This is a genomic window from Bacillus sp. MD-5 (genome assembly GCF_002201875.1).
In the GTDB taxonomy this organism is placed as follows: domain Bacteria; phylum Bacillota; class Bacilli; order Bacillales; family Bacillaceae; genus Bacillus; species Bacillus stercoris.
Map to the genome: position 1 here is coordinate 3,276,740 of NZ_CP021911.1, position 21,219 is coordinate 3,297,958.

A 21,219-nucleotide genomic window follows, 5' to 3' on the forward strand; every position below is an offset into this window, starting at 1 on the left:
TCATCCTTTGTTTGATGTTTGAATGGAAGAAATGATGCGTGCCGGTGCCCCGGCCGCCGTTACCCTATCCGGTATGGAACGGATTACCGCAGAGCCGGCGCCGACAATGCTCCAAGCCCCGATTGTGATCTGCGGTATGACGGACGCACCGGTTCCAACGTGAGCGCCTTCCTGAACGGAAACCGCTCCTGACAGTGTGACACGCGGGGACAGATGAACGTAATCGCTGATTTGATTGTCATGCTCTGCCACTGCGCCCGTATTGATGATGCAGTGGGCGCCGATTCGCGCATCCGCCTGAATGATTGCGCCCGCCATAATCACTGTCCCTTCCCCGATAGAAGCCGATTTGCTGATAATGGCTGACGGGTGAATCAATGTAATAAAATCATCTTTCTTCAGTCCCAGTCGTTCAGTCAGCTGTTTTCTGACACTGTTATTTCCAACAGCAATCAAAAACAGCACATCGGGAATGAGCCTGCGCAATTCACTAATAGCTTCCGGCGGGCCTGTGTACCATTCTTTTCCGCCTTCGAACGTTTTGAATTTATCATCCAGCACCGCGGCTAAACGCGTATCTGCGCGGGCGTTAATCAGCTCTCTGATCACCTTTCCGTGTCCGCCGTCACCCACAATGGCCACGTTTTTCATGAGGACACATCTCCGCTTCCGGTAAACCGTTCCGCGGTCACATGATTGGTTTGCTGAATCCCTTCTGAAACAAGAACCTTTCGCACCGTCAAACATAGAATTTTCAAATCGAGAAAAAATGATCGGTTGTCAACGTACCAAACATCTAATTCAAATTTCTTTTCCCAGGAAATCGCGTTTCTGCCATTGATTTGCGCCCAGCCTGTGATACCCGGCTTCACCTCATGGCGCCGGGCCTGTTTTTCTGTATAAAGGGGCAGATAGTCCATCAAAAGCGGCCGCGGCCCGACAAGGCTGAGATCGCCCTTCAGAACATTCAGAAGCTGCGGAAGCTCATCAATGCTTAGCTTTCTGATCAGCCTGCCTGTTTTCGTCAGCCTAACTTCATCGGGCAGCAGATTTCCTTCACTGTCCCGTTCATCCGTCATTGTCCGGAACTTATACAGGGTGAACGGTTTGCCGTGCAGGCCCGGCCTTACTTGCTTAAAGAAGACAGGTGATCCTATTTTCAGCCTGACAACGGCGATGGTGAACAGAATGATCACACTCGTACAGCACAACAAAAAAATGGCGGCCGTCAGATCAAAAAGTCGTTTCAGGATCAAAGATTCACAGCTCCTTTCGTTTTTCGAAACCGTTTTAGTACCAGCTGTCTTTCCTCTTTTGTACAAACGAGCATAAAAGCGAAAACAGCATAGCAAAAGCTGACTGTCACTCCCGTCACTATCAGTGACGTCCAGCCGTCAATCTTCACAACAAACTGCATGGCCTTACAAACCGTCCAGGCAAACACAGCGGCTGAAAGAGGCCCGATGATGCCTTTAAAGAACACGTGCTTTTTACAGCCTGTAATGCGGGATACGTAAAGCGGCGTAAAGATGGCATTCTTTAAAATAAGGGAAATCGCCCCGGCCAATGTTATGCCGTACAGACCGAGATGAGCCGGCCCGCTCAGCGTGACGGCCAGCACCACATTCACTGCGCCTAACAGCAGGGTAACAATCGCCGGTGTTTTTTGTTGATTAAAAGCGGTCCAAATATAAAACAGCGGCATAAAGGCGAGACTGATCACCAAGTATCCGGCATGAATAAATAAAAGCGGTGCTATCGACGAAAAGGACGGTCCGAGCCAGATTGTCAGAAAAGGCCCCGCCAACCCGCCCAATAAGGCAGCAGGAAGTGCAAGCAAAAGGCCATTCAGCCTCACTGCCTTATTGGCGTAATTCATCAATCCGTCCATATCGCCTTTTGAATAATATGAAGTCATGATAGGCGCAAACAGGGATGCGACCGTTCCGGCCAAGCTGCGCAAAAGCAGCGGAAACTGGATAATCGCCGCGTATTTCCCGGATGCGGACGCTCCAAGCATCAAATTGGCGGTTAACAGATCAATCTGCAAAAAAAGCAGGACGCCGATTTGATTGACGGAGCTCCATGCGCCCGCTTGAAACAGCTCCTTGCTTGTGCGGAATGAAAGATCTTTCATACGGAACGAAAACCATGGAATCAGCTTTTTGAAGAAATAGAAAGACAGTACAGACGCGATGACAGCACCAGCTAAAGCGGCAAGCTGGATCTGCCAGATTTTTGGCGCAAAGCATGCAAACAGGAGCAGCACAGACAGCACGCGTACAAGCATTTGCACCGCCTGAATGGAACTTGTGATGTAAAGGCGGTTGGCATAAAATGGTGCAGCCCCGAAACCAGCCGTCAGAAACGTTAAGATAAACAGCAGACTGCCGATCAAAATCGACACACGCACATCAGCCAAAAGCGCTTGCGGCACATTCATAACGCGGTCAACAAAAGAAGCCGAGCCCGCAAGCGGCAGCAAGAGAAGAAATGAAATCAAAACAGAGGCCGCTAAATAATTGCTGATATACGCATTTGCTTTCTCCCGCTCTCCCCTGTGGGCAGCAACAGAAAAGAAGCGAACGACAACCGAGCTGAGAGCCACGGTGATAATCGAAAAGTAATTAATCACATTTTGTGTCAAGTGAACAAAGCCGAACGCTTCCACACCGAGCGTTTTGACAATAAAAGGCGTCATCCAAACCGATAGGAAAACAGACAAGAGAAAAGCCGTGAGATTCGCGCTGAAGTTTATCGTGAATTTCATGCCTGCTTCGCACTGCCTTTCATCGTCCCCCGCTGCTCGAAAAACAGCTTGATGAGAAAAGTGAGCCGCCATTTACACAGTGCCAATATCAAACGCTCTCCTCTTAATAATTTCTCATGCTGAAACGGTGTATGTCTGACAGCCTGCCGCACCATGTCATAGGACAAAATCTGTCTGATCTTTTTTTTGATGTCTTTCGGCGAATTCGGAGAAGCACAGGCATTTGCCAAAAGCATCGGAAGCTGGTGCCTGCAAATGTACACATTCAGATCTTCTTGGCATGCGCCTGCTAAGCCATAGTGATTGTAGAATGCGATTTTAGCCTGATATTGTTTTTGAAGATGTTCATCCATCGCCGGCTTATAAGGAATTTCTGTCAGGCTGTTCGGGTTTTCACGATAAATGTACAATCCTTCATCAAGCATTTTCACCCTCTCCGCTTCGCGAAAAGCGGACAAATTAAAGGGAGAGTCTTCAGCAAAACGGATGTCTTCCTCAAACATCAGATTCGCCCTATCAAAAAGCTCACGGCGGTAAAGATAACGCCATACATACCAGATAAATCTCGTTTCGTGAGCATATTTAAGCCATTCAGTCATTTCTTTTTTTGTCAGCACGCGGTTTGCCTCAAGCTGCGGCGCCACATATGTCCGCCTGTCCGGTGACTGCTTGTAAAAACCGCATCCGGCGATGTCGAGCCGATTTTGCTCCGCTTCTTCAGCCAGCCTCTGGAACATGGCTGATGATACATAATCGTCTCCGTCTACAAAGCCGATGTAAGTGCCCCGCGCGGCCTTTATTCCCGTATTTCGCGCTGAACTAAGCCCGCCGTTTGCCTGATGAATGACCCGGATTCTCGCATCCCTTTTTGCATAATCCTCTGCAATTTCGCCTGACCGATCCGGTGTTCCGTCATTCACGAGGATGATTTCAATATCAGAAAGCGTTTGGCCAAGCAAAGAATCAATGCATTCCCCTATAAATGGTTCAACATTATACAACGGGACAATAATGCTGACGAGCGGGGTCATTGCGCTTCACCGCTGATTTTGTCACGCAGACCTTTAAAATACACATCTCTCGGAAAGCCGCCACGGGGTGTTTCTTTTGTTAAAAGCTCATTGACTGCGGCTGTTACACGCTCCGGCTCCGGATCTTCAATCAGCTTCATGAATGGGATGTCTTTGAGCCATTGATAGCCTTCCATCACCTTATGGTCAAAGGAGCGAATAACAACACACGGCGTTCCTGTCAGCGCGCAAAAAATCATGCCATGAAGCCTGTCTGTGACGACGGCTTCTGCGCTTTGCAGCTTAGACCACAGTGCTTCAAGCTCTTGTTCCCGTGTATCGCGGCTGACCCGGCGCCCAATCGTTGTCGTAAAGGCATTGATCTCGCCGAATTCCTCATATAGCGCAGCTTTGAGCCGGTTTCTCTGCTCCTCCTGAAGCACGCTTTCCCGGTCCTCGCGCAAACACATATAAACCCCTTCGCGCTCTGCGGGGGCCTTGCTTCTGTCTAAATACAGCACCATGTCCGGCTGCTTCAGAATTGTTTTTTCTTGAAAATGCTGTTTCATAAATTGATACGTTGTTTCATCCCGCGCCATCAGCAACAGGCCCGGGTGCGAATTATAAATTTTCTGTGCCCGCTTCAGCTCTTTCCGCCCTTTTTTCGTGTCGGAAAAATGAGCCGTTGCCGGAAGCTGGACAACCCGATAGTCATGAAATGTTTTAATGATGAAGCGGCGTGTCCACTCCTCATAACGGTATAAATCCCCCATGTTTCCGCCGCCGATGATAAAGACCATATCCTCCGGATGGCGCGAGCGGATCAGGTTTTTTGCTGATTTGTAAATGTCCTTCATATCGACCTCGATGATGTCAAAGTCCGGGTATTCTTGCTCAAGAAATGTCTTGCTGGCATAAGCAATTGCGTGATCTCCCAAATTGTCATGTGACGGCAGCAGGGTCAGTATGATTTTTTTCTGATGTGCTGCGGCCTTTACCGGCTGGTCTGCCGCTCCCAGCCAATATTGGGACGGGTATTTGACCTTAAGCAGCAGCCATTCTGCAAAATTAATTTTCAACGATTGTAACGACATGTCCTCACCCTCTGTTTCTCATTTTGTACTCGATCACCCGCTGATACACAGCCGATGCCATCGCGACGAACGGAATCATTCTGTATTTCGCCATCAGAAGCAGGCATGACCGTTTTGCGTCAAAAGGCGCTGTTCCCGTTTTTGAAAGACTTTCTTGAAACACCGGGTCCGCGCATATCACGCCAACATTTCTAAGCTTTTCAAACAGCCGGCGGCTGCCGCTCGTTTTCCATTCATTCAGCATACAGATGCTGCTGTGAAGAACGATAAAGGTATCAAGCTCCTTGCGGTACTCCTCCAGTTTGTTGTTCTCCTGTAAAAACGCCGCATTCGCCTCATACAGCGCAAGCCCTGATTCAAACAGTTTTTTCTGATAGCGCTGCACAATGGAGGAAAGGTGAATTCGGTAATGATAGAGCGGCGCTTTTACATAGGATACCGAGCGGGCGAAAAAATGAGCCCTGAAGCTGAAAAACTGATCCTCGACATGCTCCAGCTCGCCTCGGAGCGGAAACGACAGCCGATGGGCTTCAATCATGCTTCTTCTATACAGTTTGTTCCATGAAAACCCTCTGACCTTCCCTTCGAATAATGCCTTGATATAATGCTCCTTCGGCTGATCCTGATAGGTTTGGGCAATGTCTGAGTCCATGGTTTTGCCAGTATCTTCAAACTCCGCGGCGTAATTGCAAATGACCAGATCAGTTTCATCGCCTGCTGCGCGGAGCATCTGCTCGCAATAATCAGGCTCGATCCAATCGTCTGAATCGATAAACGCGATAAATTCGCCGCGTGCAGCTTCAATGCCTTTATTCCGAACCGCACCGAGCCCCTGGTTTTCCTGATGAATCACCTTAAACCTGTTGTCCATTTTGGCGTATTCTTCCGCGATATCCGGGCTGGCGTCAGCTGAACCGTCATTGACGATGATGATTTCAATATTGTCCACTGTCTGGTTCCGCAGTGATTCGAGACACGTTCTGATATATGTTTCTGTGTTATAAACAGCGACTAACAGACTAACCGCAGGTGTTTCCATAATGACCGGCTCCTCGTGCATAAATTACCGGGAAAAAATCGTTCTGTAAGGCAGAACCGATGAATCAACCGGCATAAGCAAATAACTGTAAAGAAAATAACAAACAACGATAGCAATATAGATAAGAGCGTTCGATTTTTCATCAAATATCCTGACGAAATAAGGGACTAGGATCATTTGATACAGGCCGAAATAAATATTGAATCTGGCAAAAATCACGTCCTTTGTGGCCAAAAGGCCGAACAAAAAACCTAGCAGGCACAAATTGACGACAATATCAATTTGCGGCCACAGACTCCGCAGTCGTTCTTTATAGCAAAATGCAAGGAACAGCGGCAGAACCAAAACAGCGATTTTGATCACATTCATTCCATTTGTGTTTGTCATGAGCCATTTTTCATAATGGCTGTATGAGCTGTTTTCAAGTACAACGACAAACACAGAAATAAATTTTTGATATAAAAAGGTCATGCCGAGAAATAAAGCGGATAGGCCGAATATCGCCGGAGACCAGGCTTTTCTTCTGATAATAAAGTACACTGGAATCATAATCAGCGCGGACGAATGAAAGAGCGAGCTGACCAGCACAATCAGGAAATATCGCTTCCAGTTCCCGCTGATGATATAACGGAGCGCCCAAAACAAAACAGCTGCCACCATGTATTGCCTGATGCCGTTAAAAGACGCGTAATAATGAAAGGTTCCCAAAAATAAAAAGACACTCAGCTCAAACGGCCTGCCATAGTCGGCGAGTGTCTTTATAATAAAGCTATAGGTCACGACCGCAACCGTAAAATACATGATTTGCGGATCTTCTGTGATAAAATTCATCAGCCAAAGGAGTGCGGTAAACCCCGGATCTGTCGCTGTTTTCGCTGTGCCGAAACCGAATATCTGCCACACATTTTGATAATCGCCCGCCAATTCGTACAGCAGTGTGTACGTCTGAAAATCCGTGCCAACTCGGTAGCGGAGACCTGACACGAGCACAAGTGAAGCTAGCGGAATCCAGATCAAAAGCTTATTCGGCCGATACCCTGTGGCAAGCGAATCGTCACGGCCGCCGCACATTTTAGCGAACCAAGACCAAACAAAGACAATCCCCATATTGACGGCATATACAATCATCGGTTATTGTCCTTTTCCGTGCTGATGTTGTATACATTCAGCAGCGCTCCTACATTTTGCTGTGCATCGTAGCCAAGTTGGGCGAGTGTTTCCTTGATGAGCTCGCGCTTCGGCCTGCCTGCGGCGGCCGCTCTTGCAATGGTTTCAGCCCAAACGCTGATCGGCTCAGAGAGACTTAATCTTGTGACAAGCCCGAGCCCGGCGTCGACTTTTTCTGTAATGCTGTCTGAAATGATGCATGGAAGCCCCGACGCCTGCGCTTCCACAAGCACAACCGGCAAGCCTTCGTACAGAGACGGCATGACAAATACATCGAATGTACGCATCAATTCATGAATGCGGTCTTCAGTGCCTAAAAAGAGAACCTCTGACAACAGATCCTGCCGCCGCGCCTCCTCTTCCATTTTCTCACGCAGCGGCCCGTCACCTGCGAGAACAAGCTGAAAGCGAACGCCTCTTTCTTTGAGATGTGCGGCAAGCTTCAGGAGAAACGCATGGTTTTTCACTTCATGAAACCGGGCCACATGGCCAATGATGAGCCGGTCAGCTGCAATACCGCGGGCTGTTTTTTCTTCATCAGCCGCCTGCCCATTTGGGACGAACAGCTCAAGATCAATCCCGTTCGGAAGGAGGTGAACACGCTCCCGCTCCATGTTGGACTGTCCAAATAAAAACCTGCCCGCATCCTCTCCGCAGGCACACAGCGCTGTCGCATTCGCCAAGATGAGCCGCCTGAACACCATCAGCTGCAAGCGATCCTTCCAATTGAAGCCGGTCTTCCAAGACGTATTGTGGGAATGGCAGACCCTGATCGGCACTCCGGCGAGCCTTGCCGCAAGGGCGATAAAACCCGTTTGGAAATCTGTATGCGCATGAACGGCGCTGAACGGCCCGTTTTCTTTTATCGCGTTACTCACATTCCTCACAAATGTAAGCGGATTGCTTTGCCCAATGCTCGGGACATAAAAAAGCCGCCCGCCTAAGGATAAAATCTCTTCATCGTAAGCGCACGGATCATTTCGATACGTTAAAAAATCAAATTGTACTTTGCTTCTGTCCATTTTCCGATATAAATTCATCACCATGGTTTCCGCACCTCCCCTGTTCATGCCGCTGAGAACATGGAGCACGCGTTTTTGGCCGCTATTCATGCTTGACAAGCCCTTCCTTTTGGTTCATTACTCTTTTTTTGTGGTAGCGATTCATCACGGCTGCGGGCATAAACGCGCGGATTAACGGTTTTGCGATATATATGTAATCAGATATAGGAAGCTTCAAGCGTCTGCACGCCTGATAGACAAGGATGGCATTGTCGATCGAATACGTAAATGACCGCCGTTTGAATGCATCGCTGTCTTCCCTCACTTTATACAAGGCTTCCTGAAGATTATAGCCCCTGAAGCCCTCTTCAAAAAAGCGAAGCCACAAATCGATATCCTCCATTCGTCTCGTCCTGCGCACCGACCGGTAGCCTTTCAGCGTGCGGTAGGCACTCGCTCTCATCATAATCGTGCCGTGGCAAAATGGGGTCCCTTTTGCCATGACGCCCGGCTCCGGAACAGAAGGCAGGATGCGGGTGCCTCTTACGCCAAATTCATCAAACACAAGCATGCCGGTGCCAACCACCTGATAGTGGCGGTGTTTTTCTAAAAACGCGACCTGCTTTTCCAGACGGCGCGGAAACGAAAGGTCATCTCCGTCCTGACGTGCGATATAATCGCCTGTCGCATGCGAAAGACAATGATTTAATGATGCGGCAAGCCGCTTGTTTGTTTTGTTTCGAATCAGTTTGATGCGGTCGCTGTAATGCGCGGCATACTGCTTCGCGATGCGGAGCGTGCCGTCTGTTGACGCATCATCGCACAAAATCAGCTCCCAATTTTTATAGGATTGGCTGAGTATGGATTCTATGCTTTCTGCCAACGTGCGCTCGCAATTATAAATGCCCATAATGACAGAAACTTTCGGTCCTGAGTTCATACGCTTTTCTCCTTTGTATCCATATCCATGTACGCGGAATAAATATCTGCCATTTCTTCCACCGTTCGCGCCTCCGAAAAGCGCAAGGCTGTTTTTCGGCCTTCCTGTCCAAGCTTTCGGCAGAGTTCCGGCTTGTGGTAAAGCTGTTCAATCCGGCGGGCAAAAGCAGCACTGTCACCGATTTTGACCAGAAAACCGTTTTCTCCGTCGCGGATGATTTCCCGATGCCCGCGGTTATCTGTGGCGATCGCCGGTTTTTCTGCCGCCATTCCCTCAAGCACATTCATGCCAAGGCCCTCTCTCGTGCTGGATGCAACAGATACATCTGCAAGCTGGATCAGCTCATGTATGTCGCGGCAAAAGCCGTAAAAACGGACATTGGCGGAAGCGCCAAGCTTTTCAGCTAACGTTCGATACGTTTGTTCCATTGCCCCTTCCCCGGCAAACACAAGGCGGAGCGAAGGAATGTTTTCTTTTAGCAAGGCTGCGGCTTCAATTAACAGCTTCTGATTTTTGTTCACATTAAGCTCAGCCGGATAAACCAATATAAAATCATCTTCACGGAATCCGTGTTTTTCTCTGAGTCTTTGCTGCTCTTTCGGGCTAACAGGCCGGAAACGCTCGGTATTGACGCCAATGCCGTGTATTTTCTGCGTCCTTCCGCCCGGCCTTTGAAGTCCTTTCGCCCGTGTATAATCCTCTTCATTGATCGTGATCAGGCAGTCCGTATATGCTGAAAGCCACTTTTCGACCGGATAGTATAGAAGCCAATTTTTCATCGGTGCCCCTTTGCAGAAGTGAAAGCCGTGCGCTGTGTACAGCACCTTCGTTCCGCACCGCCGCGCCTGCCGCGCCGCCAGCCTGGCGAGAACGCCGCCTACCGGTGTATGGCAATGAACCATGTCGTATTCATGGGTGTCGATCACTTTCTTCAGCTGCCTATAAACGGACAGATTCTGAGGGTGAAATGGTGACCTGCGAATCGGGATGGAGAATTTCTCATCCACATACGGCAGCTTGGTTTGTCCGCTCGCGGCGACATGAACCTCCCAGCCCATTCGCTTGAACCATTTAAAATAAGGGAGGTGAAAGGCCTTAAAATGATAATCAACAGTCGCGCAAAACAATATCTTTTTCGTCATTTTCACTCCCCCTAATGAACACTGGCAGCCGTCATGTTGTCTGATGTATTGATTGCCGCAAACAGCCTCGTTCTCAGGTCGGCTTCCGACAGTTCAGTGAAATCCTCGATAAAGCGCATCAGCACCGGCCAATCGCCGTCTACTGCTTTACCGATATGAATTTTTGGAAAGACTTGTTCAGCGTGGACTTCATTTTTGTTCAGTAATTCTTCATACATTTTTTCGCCGGGACGAATGCCTGTGAATTCAATTGGTATCTGCTCTGTCGTGTAGCCTGACAAATGAATGAGGTTTTTGGCCAGATCCACAATCTTTACGGGCTCTCCCATATCGAGAACGAAAATCTGGCGCCCTTTCGCCAATGCCCCAGCCTGAATCACAAGCCTTGATGCCTCGGGAATCGTCATGAAATAGCGGGTCATTGCCGGATGTGTTACTGTCACAGGGCCGCCTTTTTCAATTTGTTTTTTGAAAATCGGAATGACGCTGCCGCGGCTCCCGAGTACATTGCCGAAGCGGACAGCAACAAATTTGGTACTGCTGACTTTTCCAAGATTCATAATAATCATTTCCGCGAACCGTTTTGTCGCCCCCATTACATTGGCTGGATTCACCGCTTTGTCCGATGAAATCAGCACGAATGTCTCAGTTCCCGACATATCGGCTGCTTCCGCGACATTTTTTGTTCCGATAATATTGTTTTTGACCGCCTCTTCAGGATTGTGTTCCATTAAAGGGACATGCTTATGGGCAGCTGCATGGTAGACAACATGCGGCTCGTACTTTTTCATCAAGGTAAACATTTTATCGCGGTCCTGCACATCAGCGATTTCCGTATGGAGCACAATGTGTTTGCCGAATCGTCCATTCAGCTCTGTATAAATCGAATGAATGCTGTTTTCCCCATGGCCGAGCAGAATGATTTCCTTAGGCAAAAACGCGCTGATCTGCCGGCAGATTTCCGAGCCGATTGATCCGCCCGCTCCCGTGACGAGAACTGTTTTTCCTTTGATGCGGTTTGAAATTTCGCTAGTGTCGAGGGTCACCGGCTTTCTGCCAAGCAAATCCTCAGCTTTTACATCTCTGATTTGTCCGGCAGTTCGTGTGCCGAGCAGCATTTCATCAAAATGAGGCATAATTTTAATGCTAACTCCGGTTCGCACACATTCTTTATATAACACCTGAAGCTCATGGGTGCGGAGTGAAGGAATGGCAATAATAATATAGTTAATTTTGAGCTTTTGCACCGCAGGCATGATACTTTCTTTTCCGCCGATTACAGGCAGACCCATAATTTCTAATTTATGTTTCGTTTGGTCGTCATCAATAAAAGCGACAGGTATGATATCAGGTTCATCTTTCGAAAGCAGCTGCCTGACCATCAGAGTCCCGCCTGAGCCCGCCCCGATAATCAGCGCGCGGGATGAGGCGCAGCGTTTTTTTCTAATGCTTTCGTTTAATACTCTGGATAAAATACGCGTCCCTCCAATGGACAAAAGCTGAAGCACCCAGCACGCGGTTAACAGACGGAAGAACATCGTATGATACACAGCATACTGAATGACGCCGGTCACAGCGGCGGAAAGCGTAATGCCCTTAAGCAGGACAAGCAGCTCGCCGAGCCCGGTGTATGTCCACACCTGTTTATACTGATTGAACAGGAAAGCACACACATGATAGCTGAGGAGCAAGCTGACAGCGGTAAGCAGTAATGCTCCGGAGTCATAAAATTGATAGGAATCTTTTAAAAATTGATATCCTGCAATAACTGAATTTAAAACGAGGTAAGTATCCAGCGCAATAATCATTGACAGTCTTCTCCGGTAACTCAACCTATTCCCCCCTAATTCTTTTATCGGTTTAGCTGCGGCGGTTTTCGTCTCTCCAAAACATCGGCAGCAGCTAAACCGACAACACGTCCTATGTATATATCAGATAAGTGGGCATTTAACCCATCCTCACGCCCCGCCAGCGACGACCAGCATCTAAGGCAGCAACTTCAGCTGCCCACAGCAGAGCCGAGTGCCTCCATTGATACAGGTCAGGAGACATCACCTTTCCAAAAACTAGTAGGAATAGTGTTCCGATTTTTTCATTTTCTTTTTGTTTAAAAGAGCGCCTAACAGCTTCGCATTGGATTGTTCCAGTGCATCCTTTGCTTTCAGGACGGTATCGGTTTTTGTTTTTCCGCTTAAAACGACGAGCACGCTGCCGTCTGTCTGATTTGCCAGAATCTGAGCATCGGCAACAGCCAAAAGCGGAGGGGAATCAAAGATGACGAGGCTGAATTGTTCATAGATGTCAGATATTAAATCTCCCATTGCTTTTGAAGACAGCAGTTCTGCCGGATTTGGCGGGGTCGGGCCGCTTGTCAGGATGTATAAGTTATCGATCGGCGTCTTTTGCACCGTCTCACTGAGTGAAGCATTACCGACCAGCACATTTGTCAGCCCGGTTACATTCTCAACCTGAAACGTCTGATTGATGGTCGGCTTTCTTAAATCGGCATCCACCAGCAGCACTTTCTTTTCCTGCTGCTGCGCAAAGACAGCCGCAAGATTCGCTGCACTGAACGATTTACCTTCACCAGGCACAGAGGAGGTGACGAGGATGGATCGCAAGTTGGTCTGGACAGATGAGAACTCAATGTTTGTCCGGATGGTGCGATATTGTTCCGCAACAACTGATTTATTGTGTAAAACAGATATTTGAGCCAAACCCCGCCTTGCTTTCTTTTTTCTAAAGATCACTCGCTTCACTCCCCGAAATGTTTTATCCCGCGATTCCGCCCTTTTTGAACATCAGGAACGGAGCCTAAGCATGGCAATCCGGTTCTCTCGCTGAGCTGCCGTGCGCTTTTGCACGTATCATCGAGAAAATGCAGAAAAAATGCCAGTGTAATGCCGCCCATGACAGCAGCGCCAAGAGCCATGACCATATTTCGCAGCCGGGCCGGCTTGATCATCGGGCTTTCCGAAGCCTTCGCCTCTGATAATATATGTACGCCTTGTACATTCATTCTTTCATCTACTGCTCTTTCAAACTTGTTCACTAATGTGTTCGCAATCTCAGCCGCTTTCGCCGGATCGTGATCCTGGACGGCAACGGTGATAATTTCTGATTCATTTTCACTGCTGGTGATTACTTTTCCTTTCAGCGAGGAAGCCGATTCAGATAGGTGCAATTCCGCCTTGACCTCTTCCATCAAGGCAGTGCTTTTCATAATCGATTGGAACGTGCTGCTATACTGAAGATTTCGCTGGATGTCACTGAGATTCGAGTTTTCTTCACCGTCTGATTCATGAATCAGCACCTGTGTCGACGCCTGATAGGTCGGTGAAATAACCTTAAATTGCACAAAACCCGTAATCAGGGTAACGCCGATTGTGATGAGCAGAATCAGCACGAATCTGTGTCTGACAATCGCATATAATTCTTTAAAACTCATATTCTCATTCATGTATTCATAGCCTTCAGCCTTCCCGCGGCTGGCTTCCCGCGCCCCTTTCTGTTAATGATTGGATTATAAAAGAAAATAGTATTATTTAAAAATTGCAAAATAAGCCAATAAGTTCTCTTTAGAGAACAAAATCATGATTTTCCTCTAATTTACTGCACTTCCCTTATTATTTTAAATTTTATAAAGAACGAATAATTCCTTATAATGAACGAAATAACGACAGGAATAGAGGAGAATTTCACATTATGATTGGAAGAATTATCCGTTTATACCGTAAAAGAAAAGGCTATTCTATTAATCAGCTGGCGGTTGAGTCAGGCGTATCCAAATCCTATTTAAGCAAGATTGAAAGAGGCGTTCACACGAATCCATCCGTTCAATTTTTAAAAAAAGTTTCAGCGACACTTGATGTGGAATTAACAGAATTATTTGACGCAGAAACAATGATGTATGAAAAAATCAGCGGCGGTGAAGAGGAGTGGCGCGTACATTTAGTGCAAGCCGTACAAGCCGGAATGGAAAAGGAAGAATTGTTCACTTTTACGAACAGACTCAAGAAAGAACAGCCTGAAACGGCTTCTTACCGCAACCGTAAACTGACGGAATCCAATATAGAAGAATGGAAAGCGCTGATGGCGGAAGCAAGAGAAATCGGCTTGACTGTCCATGAAGTCAAATCCTTTTTAAAAACGATGGGAAGATGATGATCGGCTAGAGGGCTAACGTTCGCATCTTTAGGGTAAATCTGTTTATAATGGGTGAAAAAGGGAGAGGACACAATGACTCATCAAACAGTAACGACTCATTACGGCAAAGTAAAAGGCACAACGGAAAACGGCGTACATATATGGAAAGGCATCCCCTTTGCCAAGCCGCCTGTCGGACAATTGCGTTTTAAAGCACCTGAGCCGCCTGAAGCGTGGGAAGATGTACTTGATGCTACAGCCTATGGCCCTGTTTGCCCGCAGCCGACTGATTTACTTTCACTATCGTATGCTGAACTGCCGCGCCAGTCCGAGGATTGCTTGTATCTCAATGTATTTGCGCCTGACACTCCAAGTCAAAACCTGCCTGTCATGGTGTGGATTCACGGCGGCGCTTTTTATCTTGGAGCGGGCAGTGATCCATTGTATGACGGATCAAAACTTGCGGCGCAGGGAGAAGTCATTGTCGTTACACTGAACTATCGGCTGGGGCCGTTTGGCTTTTTGCACTTGTCTTCATTTGATGAGGCGTATTCCGATAACCTTGGGCTTTTAGACCAAGCCGCCGCACTGAAATGGGTGCGGGAGAATATCTCAGCGTTTGGCGGTGATCCCGATAACGTAACAGTATTTGGAGAATCCGCCGGCGGCATGAGCATTGCCGCGCTGCTCGCAATGCCTGCGGCAAAAGGCCTGTACCAGAAAGCCATCATGGAAAGCGGCGCTTCTCGAACGATGACGAAAGAACAAGCGGCGAGCACCGCGGCAGCCTTGTTACAAATCCTTGGGATTAACGAGAGCCAACTGGATCAATTGCATACGGTTTCTGCAGAAGATTTGCTAAAAGCGGCGGATCAGCTTCGGATCGCAGAAAAAGAGAATATCTTTCATCTGTTTTTCCAGCCCGCCCTTGATCCGAAAACACTGCCTGCTGAACCAGAAAAAGCAATAGCAGAAGGGGCTGCTGCCGGCATTCCGCTATTAATCGGAACAACCCGTGATGAAGGATATTTATTTTTCACCCCTGATTCAGACGTTCATTCTCAGGAAACGCTTGATGCTGCACTCGAGTATTTATTAGGGCAGCCGCTGGCCAAGAAAGCCGCCGATCTGTATCCGCGTTCTCTGGAAAGCCAGATTCACATGATGACTGATTTGTTATTTTGGCGCCCGGCCGTTGCCTATGCATCCGCACAGTCCCACTACGCCCCGGTTTGGATGTACAGGTTCGATTGGCACCCGGAGAAGCCGCCGTACAATAAAGCGTTTCACGCATTAGAGCTTCCTTTTGTCTTTGGAAATCTGGATGGGTTGAAGCGGATGGCAAACGCGGAGGTTACGGATGAGGTGAAACAGCTTTCTCACACGATACAATCAGCATGGATCACGTTCGCCAAAACAGGAAACCCAAGCACCGAAGCTGTGAATTGGCCGGCGTATCACGAAGAAACGAGAGAGACGCTGATTTTTGATTCGGAGATTGTGATCGAAAACGATCCGGATTCTGAAAAAAGGCAGAAATTATTCCCTTCAAAAGGAGAATAAACATGAGGAAAACAGGATATATTGGTGCTGTCATTGTTGTGGCAGCTTGTATCATTATTTTATCGGCCGTGTTATGTTTACGGGACACAGCCTATTACCAGCCTATGCGCTGGACTGGCATCACACTGTTTTTCGCGGGAATTATGATGGTTCCCACATACTCAGCAAAAAAAAAACCCGGGAAAGAGAAGTAATTCTCTTTTCCGGGTTTTGATGTTTCTTATAATTTTCCCGCACGAATATCGTCTGTCATTCCTTCATAAGGAGCCTTCGAAATCACTTTTTCATTGTCGACTCCCTCATTTTTCAGAAATGTAATTTCCGCAAATTCAGGTACAACGTATTTTGGATACGTTTCATATTTTTCGCGTGATTCTTTCATCAAGTCAATGTGGTCATTTTGGAAGCACACTGTAATTTCAGGATGTTCATGCACCCATTTCGGGAAGAAAATAATGCCGTGCATGCGTTTTTCATTTGGCATAAAGTTTAATGAAACATCCGTGCCAGTCGGCTCTGTCCAAGACACTTTATATACGCCTTCTGTCAGTTTGACAATATTCACTTCCTGATCCCGAACCCAGCGTCCGGCAACCATTCCGCTATGAATTCTATAATCAATTGTATGGTCGTTTTTAATATAAATCTCGTATTCCCAACCGTTTTCATACGTATAAATCATGTGGCTTCCGATAAAGTTGTCCATCTTTCACACTCTCCTTAGTCTTTTACTGTACTTCATAAATGTCTAGTCGAACGTAATCAGGGGTTCTTTCTGCGGAACCGATAAACAAGCGGTCATGCAGCCATTGATAGGCTTCACTGCCTGTTTCAAACGTCGGTACCGTACGAAAATAAACATGCTCCGGATCAATGATTTCCCCGGCTGCCGCTTGTTTTCGAAACGGCTCGCTGACTTGCCGTATTCCATTGTTTTCAATGTAAATCAGTTCATGATCTGCTGTTTCGATTACATACCTGGCAGATAAATCGGTTCTGCCGTCAGCACGAATCATTTGCGAATCGACGCCGCCCGGCAAAACACGTCCCTTTACTTCCCCGGTTATTGTTCCCGAACGAATCGAAATAAATCGTCTCAGCCCCAGGCCTGTCTCACCAATTGTGATAGGCGGATCAACCTTGATTTCTAAAGAGGCGAATGGTTTTAAAACCGGCTTCTTCAAGAGCACCACCTCACCTTCAGAAAAAATCATGTAACTATTTACATGTTCACTTTAACACCATTGCAGTTAACTGTCAAACAATAGGAACAAAAAAAAACAAGGACTGTTTGAAGACAGTCCTTGTCTGAAGCTAGCTTTGATACGCAAGATATGTGCTGACAGTGCTTTTTGCAAGACAGGCAGAGGAATCTATCATCGGAATCTCACTTTGAAAATGATCTAACACCGCATTTAAATCCGTGCAGGCTGAAATGATGATGTCTGCATGCTGACTGATTTCTTCATATAGCGTCTGCCACAATGCTTGTGTATGCTGCATATGATTTGGCTGTTTGATTGCGGCAATAAGCCGGTTCACAGCGTGCTGCCAATGGTCCTTGTGAACAACTTCTTGTCCATTTGCCTTCAGCCCATTTTGGTAGATGGCGGATTGGATGGTTGGCTCTGTTCCTAACACCACCGCTTTTTTTGCAGGATGCGGAATCTCTTTTATCGTTTCCTCAACGATATTTAACAAAGGAACCGACAATGACTGCTAAATCTCTTCATAGTAGACATGCGCCGTATTACAAGGCAGCGCAATGAAATCAACGCCTGTTTTCTCGAGCTTTACCGCTCCGTCGATAATCGCTTTTTTCATCTCATCATGGTCAATCGGACGATCTGCATAGAAGGGAGTCGGGCATGAATAGATCATCATGTGCGGATAGTCAATGTCGTTTGAAGCCCCATACAGCTTCTGACAGTAATCAATCACCTTATCAATAAACGGCGAGGTCGATTTCGGCCCCATTCCGGCTAATATTCCGATCATCTAGTTCATTCCTTTCTCATTCGTGCGGACCGCTTCTTCCTCTGAGCCATCCTCATAGAGGATAAAGCTTTTCGCAGCATCCTCGCCTAACATAAACTCGACTTCAACAGACAATGCTCGCAGAAAAAAACGCGTTTCCGAGGAAGGAAATAACTCCAGTCTCAGCTGCCCGGTGATCTCCAAATAAAGCCGTTCATTCTCGGCTGTCACCCGTGCAGCCGTCCCATCCTGAAGCAAGTAGCTGCCAACATAGCGGCTGTATATCGCCGTATCAATTGCTTTTTTCTTTTTATCAGCAGGACGTTCCGGGACCTCATATGGCTGGCCAAATAGAATATGTTCCGCCGCCTTCAGAATCGCTTGTTCATATTCAGTATCCTCTTCCTTATTACTCAAATAGATCAGCGTTTTACGATGATCGATATATCGGATCATCATCGTTGAATAGCCGGGCCATCCTCCGCTATGGCTGACAACCCGCCCTTTTTCAGGACTGTTTTGCAGTACCCAGCCAAAGCCATAATCAATTGTTTCTCCATTATTGAGGCGCACTGGAGAAAACGCGGATTCCTTAGAAGCCTTGCTGATGAATTCGTCCTGGTATAAAGCCTGATCAAAACGAAATAAATCGCTTGTGACAGAGTTCACCGTCCCATCCCCTTGTATGCCATCAAGGTACACAACATAGTTCGTTTCCTCCAGGTCGTCTGGAAGGACGTATGTTTCGGAGTGTACATCATACACATATCCATATGCATAATGATCAATTCGCTCAGGCAAAAGCCTCCTGTTATACACTCTTGTTTCATTCATGCCGATCGGTGAAAAAATACTTGTTTTCATAAAATCCGCATAACTCATGCCAGATGCTTTTTCAATGATAACCGCCAGCAGAACATACCCTGTATTGCTGTACAGCCAGCCTTCATTCGGTTCAAAATAACCGGGCAGCCCCTCATTCATCAGCATATCGACAATATCCTGATTCACCGCAATCTTGTTTTGATCCCAATTGGCAAAAAACCAACCTATATAATCAGGAAGCCCTGACGTATGGTTCAATAAATGCCGAATCGTTACGCCCTGATACGGAAAGCCAGGCAGCCAGCGCCCCACTTGGTCTTCATAGCTGAGAATCCCCTTCTCCTCCAGCAAGATGATTCCCAAAGCTGTAAAAGGCTTCGACAGAGACGCTAACTCAAACAAAGAGTTGGTTTGCAACGGGCGTTTTTCCGTCATTTCCGCATAACCAAAAGAGTGATGATATAAAATATCGCCACCCTCCGCAGCCAGAACCGTCCCGTTAAACTGATGTTTTTCGCCTAATGTCTCAAATAACGTCTGAAGATGCTTTCTTTTATTCTGCTTCATTTCTCCACCTCCCATAGCTTTGTACGTTACCAGGCTATGAACGTTTCAAATATTTTGAAATATCCCTCAGTTAGAGATCCTTTTTAATCGATCACGTATACACGCTGTATACTTTTATTTAGTGGAATGAAATCTTGTGCAATTTTCTGAATGATTATAAAAAAGGCAACTTTATGCCTATGCGACAGAGGCAATAAAAAATGCAGAGAACGAAAAGAAATTGATAGATATTTTAGTTCCTTAGACCTGTAATATTATAATCCGTTTATGTTTTTCTATCAAACAAAAGAGGAAAATAGACCAGTTGCAATCCAAACGAGAGTCTAATAGAATGAGGTCGAAAAGTAAATCACGCAGGTTTGTTACTGATAAAGCAGGCAAGACCTAAAATGTGTAAAGGGCAAAGTGTATACTTTGGCGTCACCCCTTACATATTTTAGGTCTTTTTTATTGTGCGTAACTGACTTGCCAACTTCAAACAGGAGGGCTGGAAGAAGCAGACCGCTAACACAGTACATACAAAAAGGAGACATGAACGATGAACATCAAAAAGTTTGCAAAACAAGCAACAGTACTAACCTTTACTACTGCACTGCTGGCAGGAGGCGCGACTCAAGCGTTTGCGAAAGAAACAACTCAAAAACCATATAAAGAAACTTACGGCATTTCCCATATTACACGCCATGATATGCTGCAAATCCCTGAACAGCAAAAAAATGAAAAATATCAAGTGCCTGAATTCGATTCGTCCACAATTAAAAACATCTCTTCTGCAAAAGGCCTGGACGTTTGGGACAGCTGGCCATTGCAAAACGCTGACGGCACAGTCGCAAACTATCACGGCTACCACATCGTCTTTGCATTAGCCGGAGATCCTAAAAATGCGGATGACACATCTATCTACATGTTCTATCAAAAAGTCGGCGAAACTTCTATTGACAGCTGGAAAAACGCTGGCCGCGTCTTCAAAGACAGCGACAAATTCGATGCAAATGATTCAATCCTGAAAGAACAAACACAAGAATGGTCTGGCTCAGCGACATTCACATCTGACGGTCACATCCGTTTGTTCTACACTGACTTTTCCGGTACACATTACGGCAAACAAACACTGACAACTGCACAAGTTAACGTATCAACATCAGACAACTCTTTGAACATCAACGGTGTAGAGGATCATAAATCAATCTTTGACGGCGATGGCAAAACGTATCAAAATGTACAGCAGTTCATCGATGAAGGCAACTACAGCTCAGGCGATAACCATACGCTGAGAGATCCTCACTACGTAGAAGATAAAGGCCACAAATACTTAGTATTTGAAGCAAACACTGGAACTGAAGATGGCTACCAAGGCGAAGAATCTTTATTTAACAAAGCATACTATGGCAAAAGCACATCGTTCTTCCGTCAAGAAAGTCAAAAACTTCTGCAAAGTGATAAAAAGCGCACTGCTGAATTAGCTAACGGCGCACTCGGCATGATTGAGCTAAACGATGACTACACACTGAAAAAAGTGATGAAACCGCTGATTGCATCTAACACAGTAACAGACGAAATTGAACGTGCGAACGTATTTAAAATGAACGGCAAATGGTATCTGTTCACTGACTCCCGCGGATCAAAAATGACAATTGACGGCATCACGTCTAACGATATTTACATGCTTGGCTATGTTTCTAATTCTTTAACTGGCCCATACAAGCCGCTGAACAAAACTGGCCTTGTGTTAAAAATGGATCTTGATCCTAACGATGTAACCTTTACTTACTCACACTTCGCTGTACCTCAAGCGAAAGGAAACAATGTCGTGATTACAAGCTACATGACAAACAGAGGATTCTACGCAGACAAACAATCAACGTTTGCGCCAAGCTTCCTGCTGAACATCAAAGGCAAGAAAACATCTGTTGTGAAAAACAGCATCCTTGAACAAGGACAATTAACAGTTAACTAATAAAAACGCAAAAGAAAATGC

Annotated in this window: 20 protein-coding genes and 1 pseudogene; 4 read left to right on the forward strand and 17 right to left on the reverse strand. The window is 46.6% G+C overall.

The genetic code is table 11. The features are described 5' to 3' along the window. The 13 genes from CDO84_RS16615 to CDO84_RS16675 all read right to left on the reverse strand — a co-directional run bounded on the left by CDO84_RS16615 (nucleotide 1) and on the right by CDO84_RS16675 (nucleotide 13,623). A complete protein-coding gene (locus CDO84_RS16615; RefSeq protein ID WP_040081757.1) occupies nucleotides 1-651 on the reverse strand; it encodes an acetyltransferase in 651 nt (216 codons plus the stop codon). Continuing rightward, nucleotides 648-1,256 (reverse strand): sugar transferase, encoded by a 609-nt coding sequence (locus CDO84_RS16620; protein ID WP_014480945.1) that lies wholly within the window; start codon nucleotides 1,254-1,256, stop codon nucleotides 648-650. Before CDO84_RS16620 ends, CDO84_RS16615 begins: the two co-directional genes overlap by 4 nt. Then, the gene (locus tag CDO84_RS16625; protein WP_040081756.1) at nucleotides 1,253-2,770 is read right to left on the reverse strand and encodes an MATE family efflux transporter; all 1,518 of its coding nucleotides are present in this window, start codon (nucleotides 2,768-2,770) and stop codon (nucleotides 1,253-1,255) included. The genes CDO84_RS16620 and CDO84_RS16625 overlap by 4 nt, the downstream gene beginning before the upstream one ends. Next, nucleotides 2,767-3,801 carry a glycosyltransferase gene (locus CDO84_RS16630; protein WP_040081755.1) on the reverse strand — a complete coding sequence of 345 codons (1,035 nt, stop codon included), beginning with the start codon at nucleotides 3,799-3,801 and terminating at the stop codon, nucleotides 2,767-2,769. The genes CDO84_RS16625 and CDO84_RS16630 overlap by 4 nt, the downstream gene beginning before the upstream one ends. After that, a complete protein-coding gene (locus CDO84_RS16635) occupies nucleotides 3,798-4,874 on the reverse strand; it encodes a polysaccharide pyruvyl transferase family protein (protein WP_040081754.1) in 1,077 nt (358 codons plus the stop codon). Before CDO84_RS16635 ends, CDO84_RS16630 begins: the two co-directional genes overlap by 4 nt. A 4-nt stretch (nucleotides 4,875-4,878) precedes the next feature. Next, nucleotides 4,879-5,913, reverse strand: a complete 1,035-nt coding sequence (locus CDO84_RS16640; protein WP_014665450.1) for a glycosyltransferase family 2 protein — start codon at nucleotides 5,911-5,913, stop codon at nucleotides 4,879-4,881. A gap of 24 nt (nucleotides 5,914-5,937) precedes the next feature. Next, complete coding sequence (epsG, locus tag CDO84_RS16645; RefSeq protein ID WP_040081752.1) at nucleotides 5,938-7,041, reverse strand: biofilm exopolysaccharide biosynthesis protein EpsG; 1,104 nt, start codon at nucleotides 7,039-7,041, stop codon at nucleotides 5,938-5,940. Further along, nucleotides 7,038-8,192, reverse strand: coding sequence for a glycosyltransferase family 1 protein (locus tag CDO84_RS16650; protein ID WP_040081751.1), 1,155 nt, complete (start codon nucleotides 8,190-8,192; stop codon nucleotides 7,038-7,040). Before CDO84_RS16650 ends, epsG begins: the two co-directional genes overlap by 4 nt. Further along, entirely contained in the window at nucleotides 8,185-9,021 is an 837-nt protein-coding gene (gene epsE / locus CDO84_RS16655; protein ID WP_040081750.1) for a glycosyltransferase EpsE, read from the reverse strand. Before epsE ends, CDO84_RS16650 begins: the two co-directional genes overlap by 8 nt. Further along, nucleotides 9,018-10,163, reverse strand: coding sequence for a glycosyltransferase family 4 protein (locus tag CDO84_RS16660; RefSeq protein ID WP_040081749.1), 1,146 nt, complete (start codon nucleotides 10,161-10,163; stop codon nucleotides 9,018-9,020). The genes epsE and CDO84_RS16660 overlap by 4 nt, the downstream gene beginning before the upstream one ends. Before the next feature lie 11 nt (nucleotides 10,164-10,174). Further along, nucleotides 10,175-11,995, reverse strand: coding sequence for a polysaccharide biosynthesis protein (locus tag CDO84_RS16665; RefSeq protein ID WP_197071813.1), 1,821 nt, complete (start codon nucleotides 11,993-11,995; stop codon nucleotides 10,175-10,177). A 234-nt stretch (nucleotides 11,996-12,229) separates the two neighbouring features. Then, entirely contained in the window at nucleotides 12,230-12,913 is a 684-nt protein-coding gene (epsB, locus tag CDO84_RS16670) for a protein tyrosine kinase EpsB (RefSeq protein ID WP_040081747.1), read from the reverse strand. A 5-nt stretch (nucleotides 12,914-12,918) separates the two neighbouring features. Beyond that, complete coding sequence (locus tag CDO84_RS16675; protein ID WP_014665456.1) at nucleotides 12,919-13,623, reverse strand: YveK family protein; 705 nt, start codon at nucleotides 13,621-13,623, stop codon at nucleotides 12,919-12,921. 245 nt (nucleotides 13,624-13,868) lie between these two features. Here CDO84_RS16675 and slrR point away from each other — a divergent pair, with 245 nt between their 5' ends. From slrR to CDO84_RS16690, 3 genes are all read left to right on the forward strand, one after another. Continuing rightward, a complete protein-coding gene (gene slrR, locus CDO84_RS16680) occupies nucleotides 13,869-14,327 on the forward strand; it encodes an HTH-type transcriptional regulator SlrR (RefSeq protein WP_014665457.1) in 459 nt (152 codons plus the stop codon). A 75-nt stretch (nucleotides 14,328-14,402) separates the two neighbouring features. Beyond that, on the forward strand, nucleotides 14,403-15,872 hold the full coding sequence (locus tag CDO84_RS16685) for a para-nitrobenzyl esterase (RefSeq protein WP_040081746.1): 1,470 nt from the start codon (nucleotides 14,403-14,405) through the stop codon (nucleotides 15,870-15,872). 2 nt (nucleotides 15,873-15,874) lie between these two features. Next, complete coding sequence (locus tag CDO84_RS16690; RefSeq protein WP_040081745.1) at nucleotides 15,875-16,066, forward strand: hypothetical protein; 192 nt, start codon at nucleotides 15,875-15,877, stop codon at nucleotides 16,064-16,066. Nucleotides 16,067-16,092: 26 nt separating this feature from the next. On the opposite strand, the gene padC is transcribed toward CDO84_RS16690, so the two are convergent. The 4 genes and pseudogenes from padC to CDO84_RS16710 all read right to left on the reverse strand — a co-directional run bounded on the left by padC (nucleotide 16,093) and on the right by CDO84_RS16710 (nucleotide 19,241). After that, on the reverse strand, nucleotides 16,093-16,578 hold the full coding sequence (padC, locus tag CDO84_RS16695) for a phenolic acid decarboxylase (RefSeq protein ID WP_040081744.1): 486 nt from the start codon (nucleotides 16,576-16,578) through the stop codon (nucleotides 16,093-16,095). A 22-nt stretch (nucleotides 16,579-16,600) separates the two neighbouring features. Then, nucleotides 16,601-17,056: a DUF3237 domain-containing protein gene (locus CDO84_RS16700; protein WP_040081743.1), complete on the reverse strand. Its 456-nt coding sequence runs from the start codon at nucleotides 17,054-17,056 to the stop codon at nucleotides 16,601-16,603. Between the two features lie 130 nt (nucleotides 17,057-17,186). Continuing rightward, nucleotides 17,187-17,870 (reverse strand): annotated as a pseudogene (gene racX, locus CDO84_RS16705) (broad specificity amino-acid racemase RacX). Continuing rightward, nucleotides 17,871-19,241, reverse strand: a complete 1,371-nt coding sequence (locus tag CDO84_RS16710; protein WP_040081741.1) for a serine hydrolase — start codon at nucleotides 19,239-19,241, stop codon at nucleotides 17,871-17,873. A gap of 538 nt (nucleotides 19,242-19,779) precedes the next feature. Between CDO84_RS16710 and sacB the strand changes: the two genes are divergently transcribed. After that, a complete protein-coding gene (gene sacB / locus CDO84_RS16715; protein ID WP_040081740.1) occupies nucleotides 19,780-21,198 on the forward strand; it encodes a levansucrase in 1,419 nt (472 codons plus the stop codon). The last annotated feature ends 21 nt before the right edge of the window (nucleotides 21,199-21,219 follow it).

Coding starts and splice junctions, on each gene's coding strand:
- CDO84_RS16615 (WP_040081757.1), bottom strand. CDS start 651: ATGAAAAACGTGGCCATTGTGGGTGACGGCGGACACGGAAAGGTGATC.
- CDO84_RS16625 (WP_040081756.1), bottom strand. CDS start 2,770: ATGAAATTCACGATAAACTTCAGCGCGAATCTCACGGCTTTTCTCTTG.
- CDO84_RS16630 (WP_040081755.1), bottom strand. CDS start 3,801: ATGACCCCGCTCGTCAGCATTATTGTCCCGTTGTATAATGTTGAACCA.
- CDO84_RS16635 (WP_040081754.1), bottom strand. CDS start 4,874: ATGTCGTTACAATCGTTGAAAATTAATTTTGCAGAATGGCTGCTGCTT.
- CDO84_RS16640 (WP_014665450.1), bottom strand. CDS start 5,913: ATGGAAACACCTGCGGTTAGTCTGTTAGTCGCTGTTTATAACACAGAA.
- epsG (WP_040081752.1), bottom strand. CDS start 7,041: ATGATTGTATATGCCGTCAATATGGGGATTGTCTTTGTTTGGTCTTGG.
- CDO84_RS16650 (WP_040081751.1), bottom strand. CDS start 8,192: ATGAATAGCGGCCAAAAACGCGTGCTCCATGTTCTCAGCGGCATGAAC.
- epsE (WP_040081750.1), bottom strand. CDS start 9,021: ATGAACTCAGGACCGAAAGTTTCTGTCATTATGGGCATTTATAATTGC.
- CDO84_RS16660 (WP_040081749.1), bottom strand. CDS start 10,163: ATGACGAAAAAGATATTGTTTTGCGCGACTGTTGATTATCATTTTAAG.
- CDO84_RS16675 (WP_014665456.1), bottom strand. CDS start 13,623: ATGAATGAGAATATGAGTTTTAAAGAATTATATGCGATTGTCAGACAC.
- slrR (WP_014665457.1), top strand. CDS start 13,869: ATGATTGGAAGAATTATCCGTTTATACCGTAAAAGAAAAGGCTATTCT.
- CDO84_RS16685 (WP_040081746.1), top strand. CDS start 14,403: ATGACTCATCAAACAGTAACGACTCATTACGGCAAAGTAAAAGGCACA.
- CDO84_RS16690 (WP_040081745.1), top strand. CDS start 15,875: ATGAGGAAAACAGGATATATTGGTGCTGTCATTGTTGTGGCAGCTTGT.
- padC (WP_040081744.1), bottom strand. CDS start 16,578: ATGGACAACTTTATCGGAAGCCACATGATTTATACGTATGAAAACGGT.
- CDO84_RS16710 (WP_040081741.1), bottom strand. CDS start 19,241: ATGAAGCAGAATAAAAGAAAGCATCTTCAGACGTTATTTGAGACATTA.
- sacB (WP_040081740.1), top strand. CDS start 19,780: ATGAACATCAAAAAGTTTGCAAAACAAGCAACAGTACTAACCTTTACT.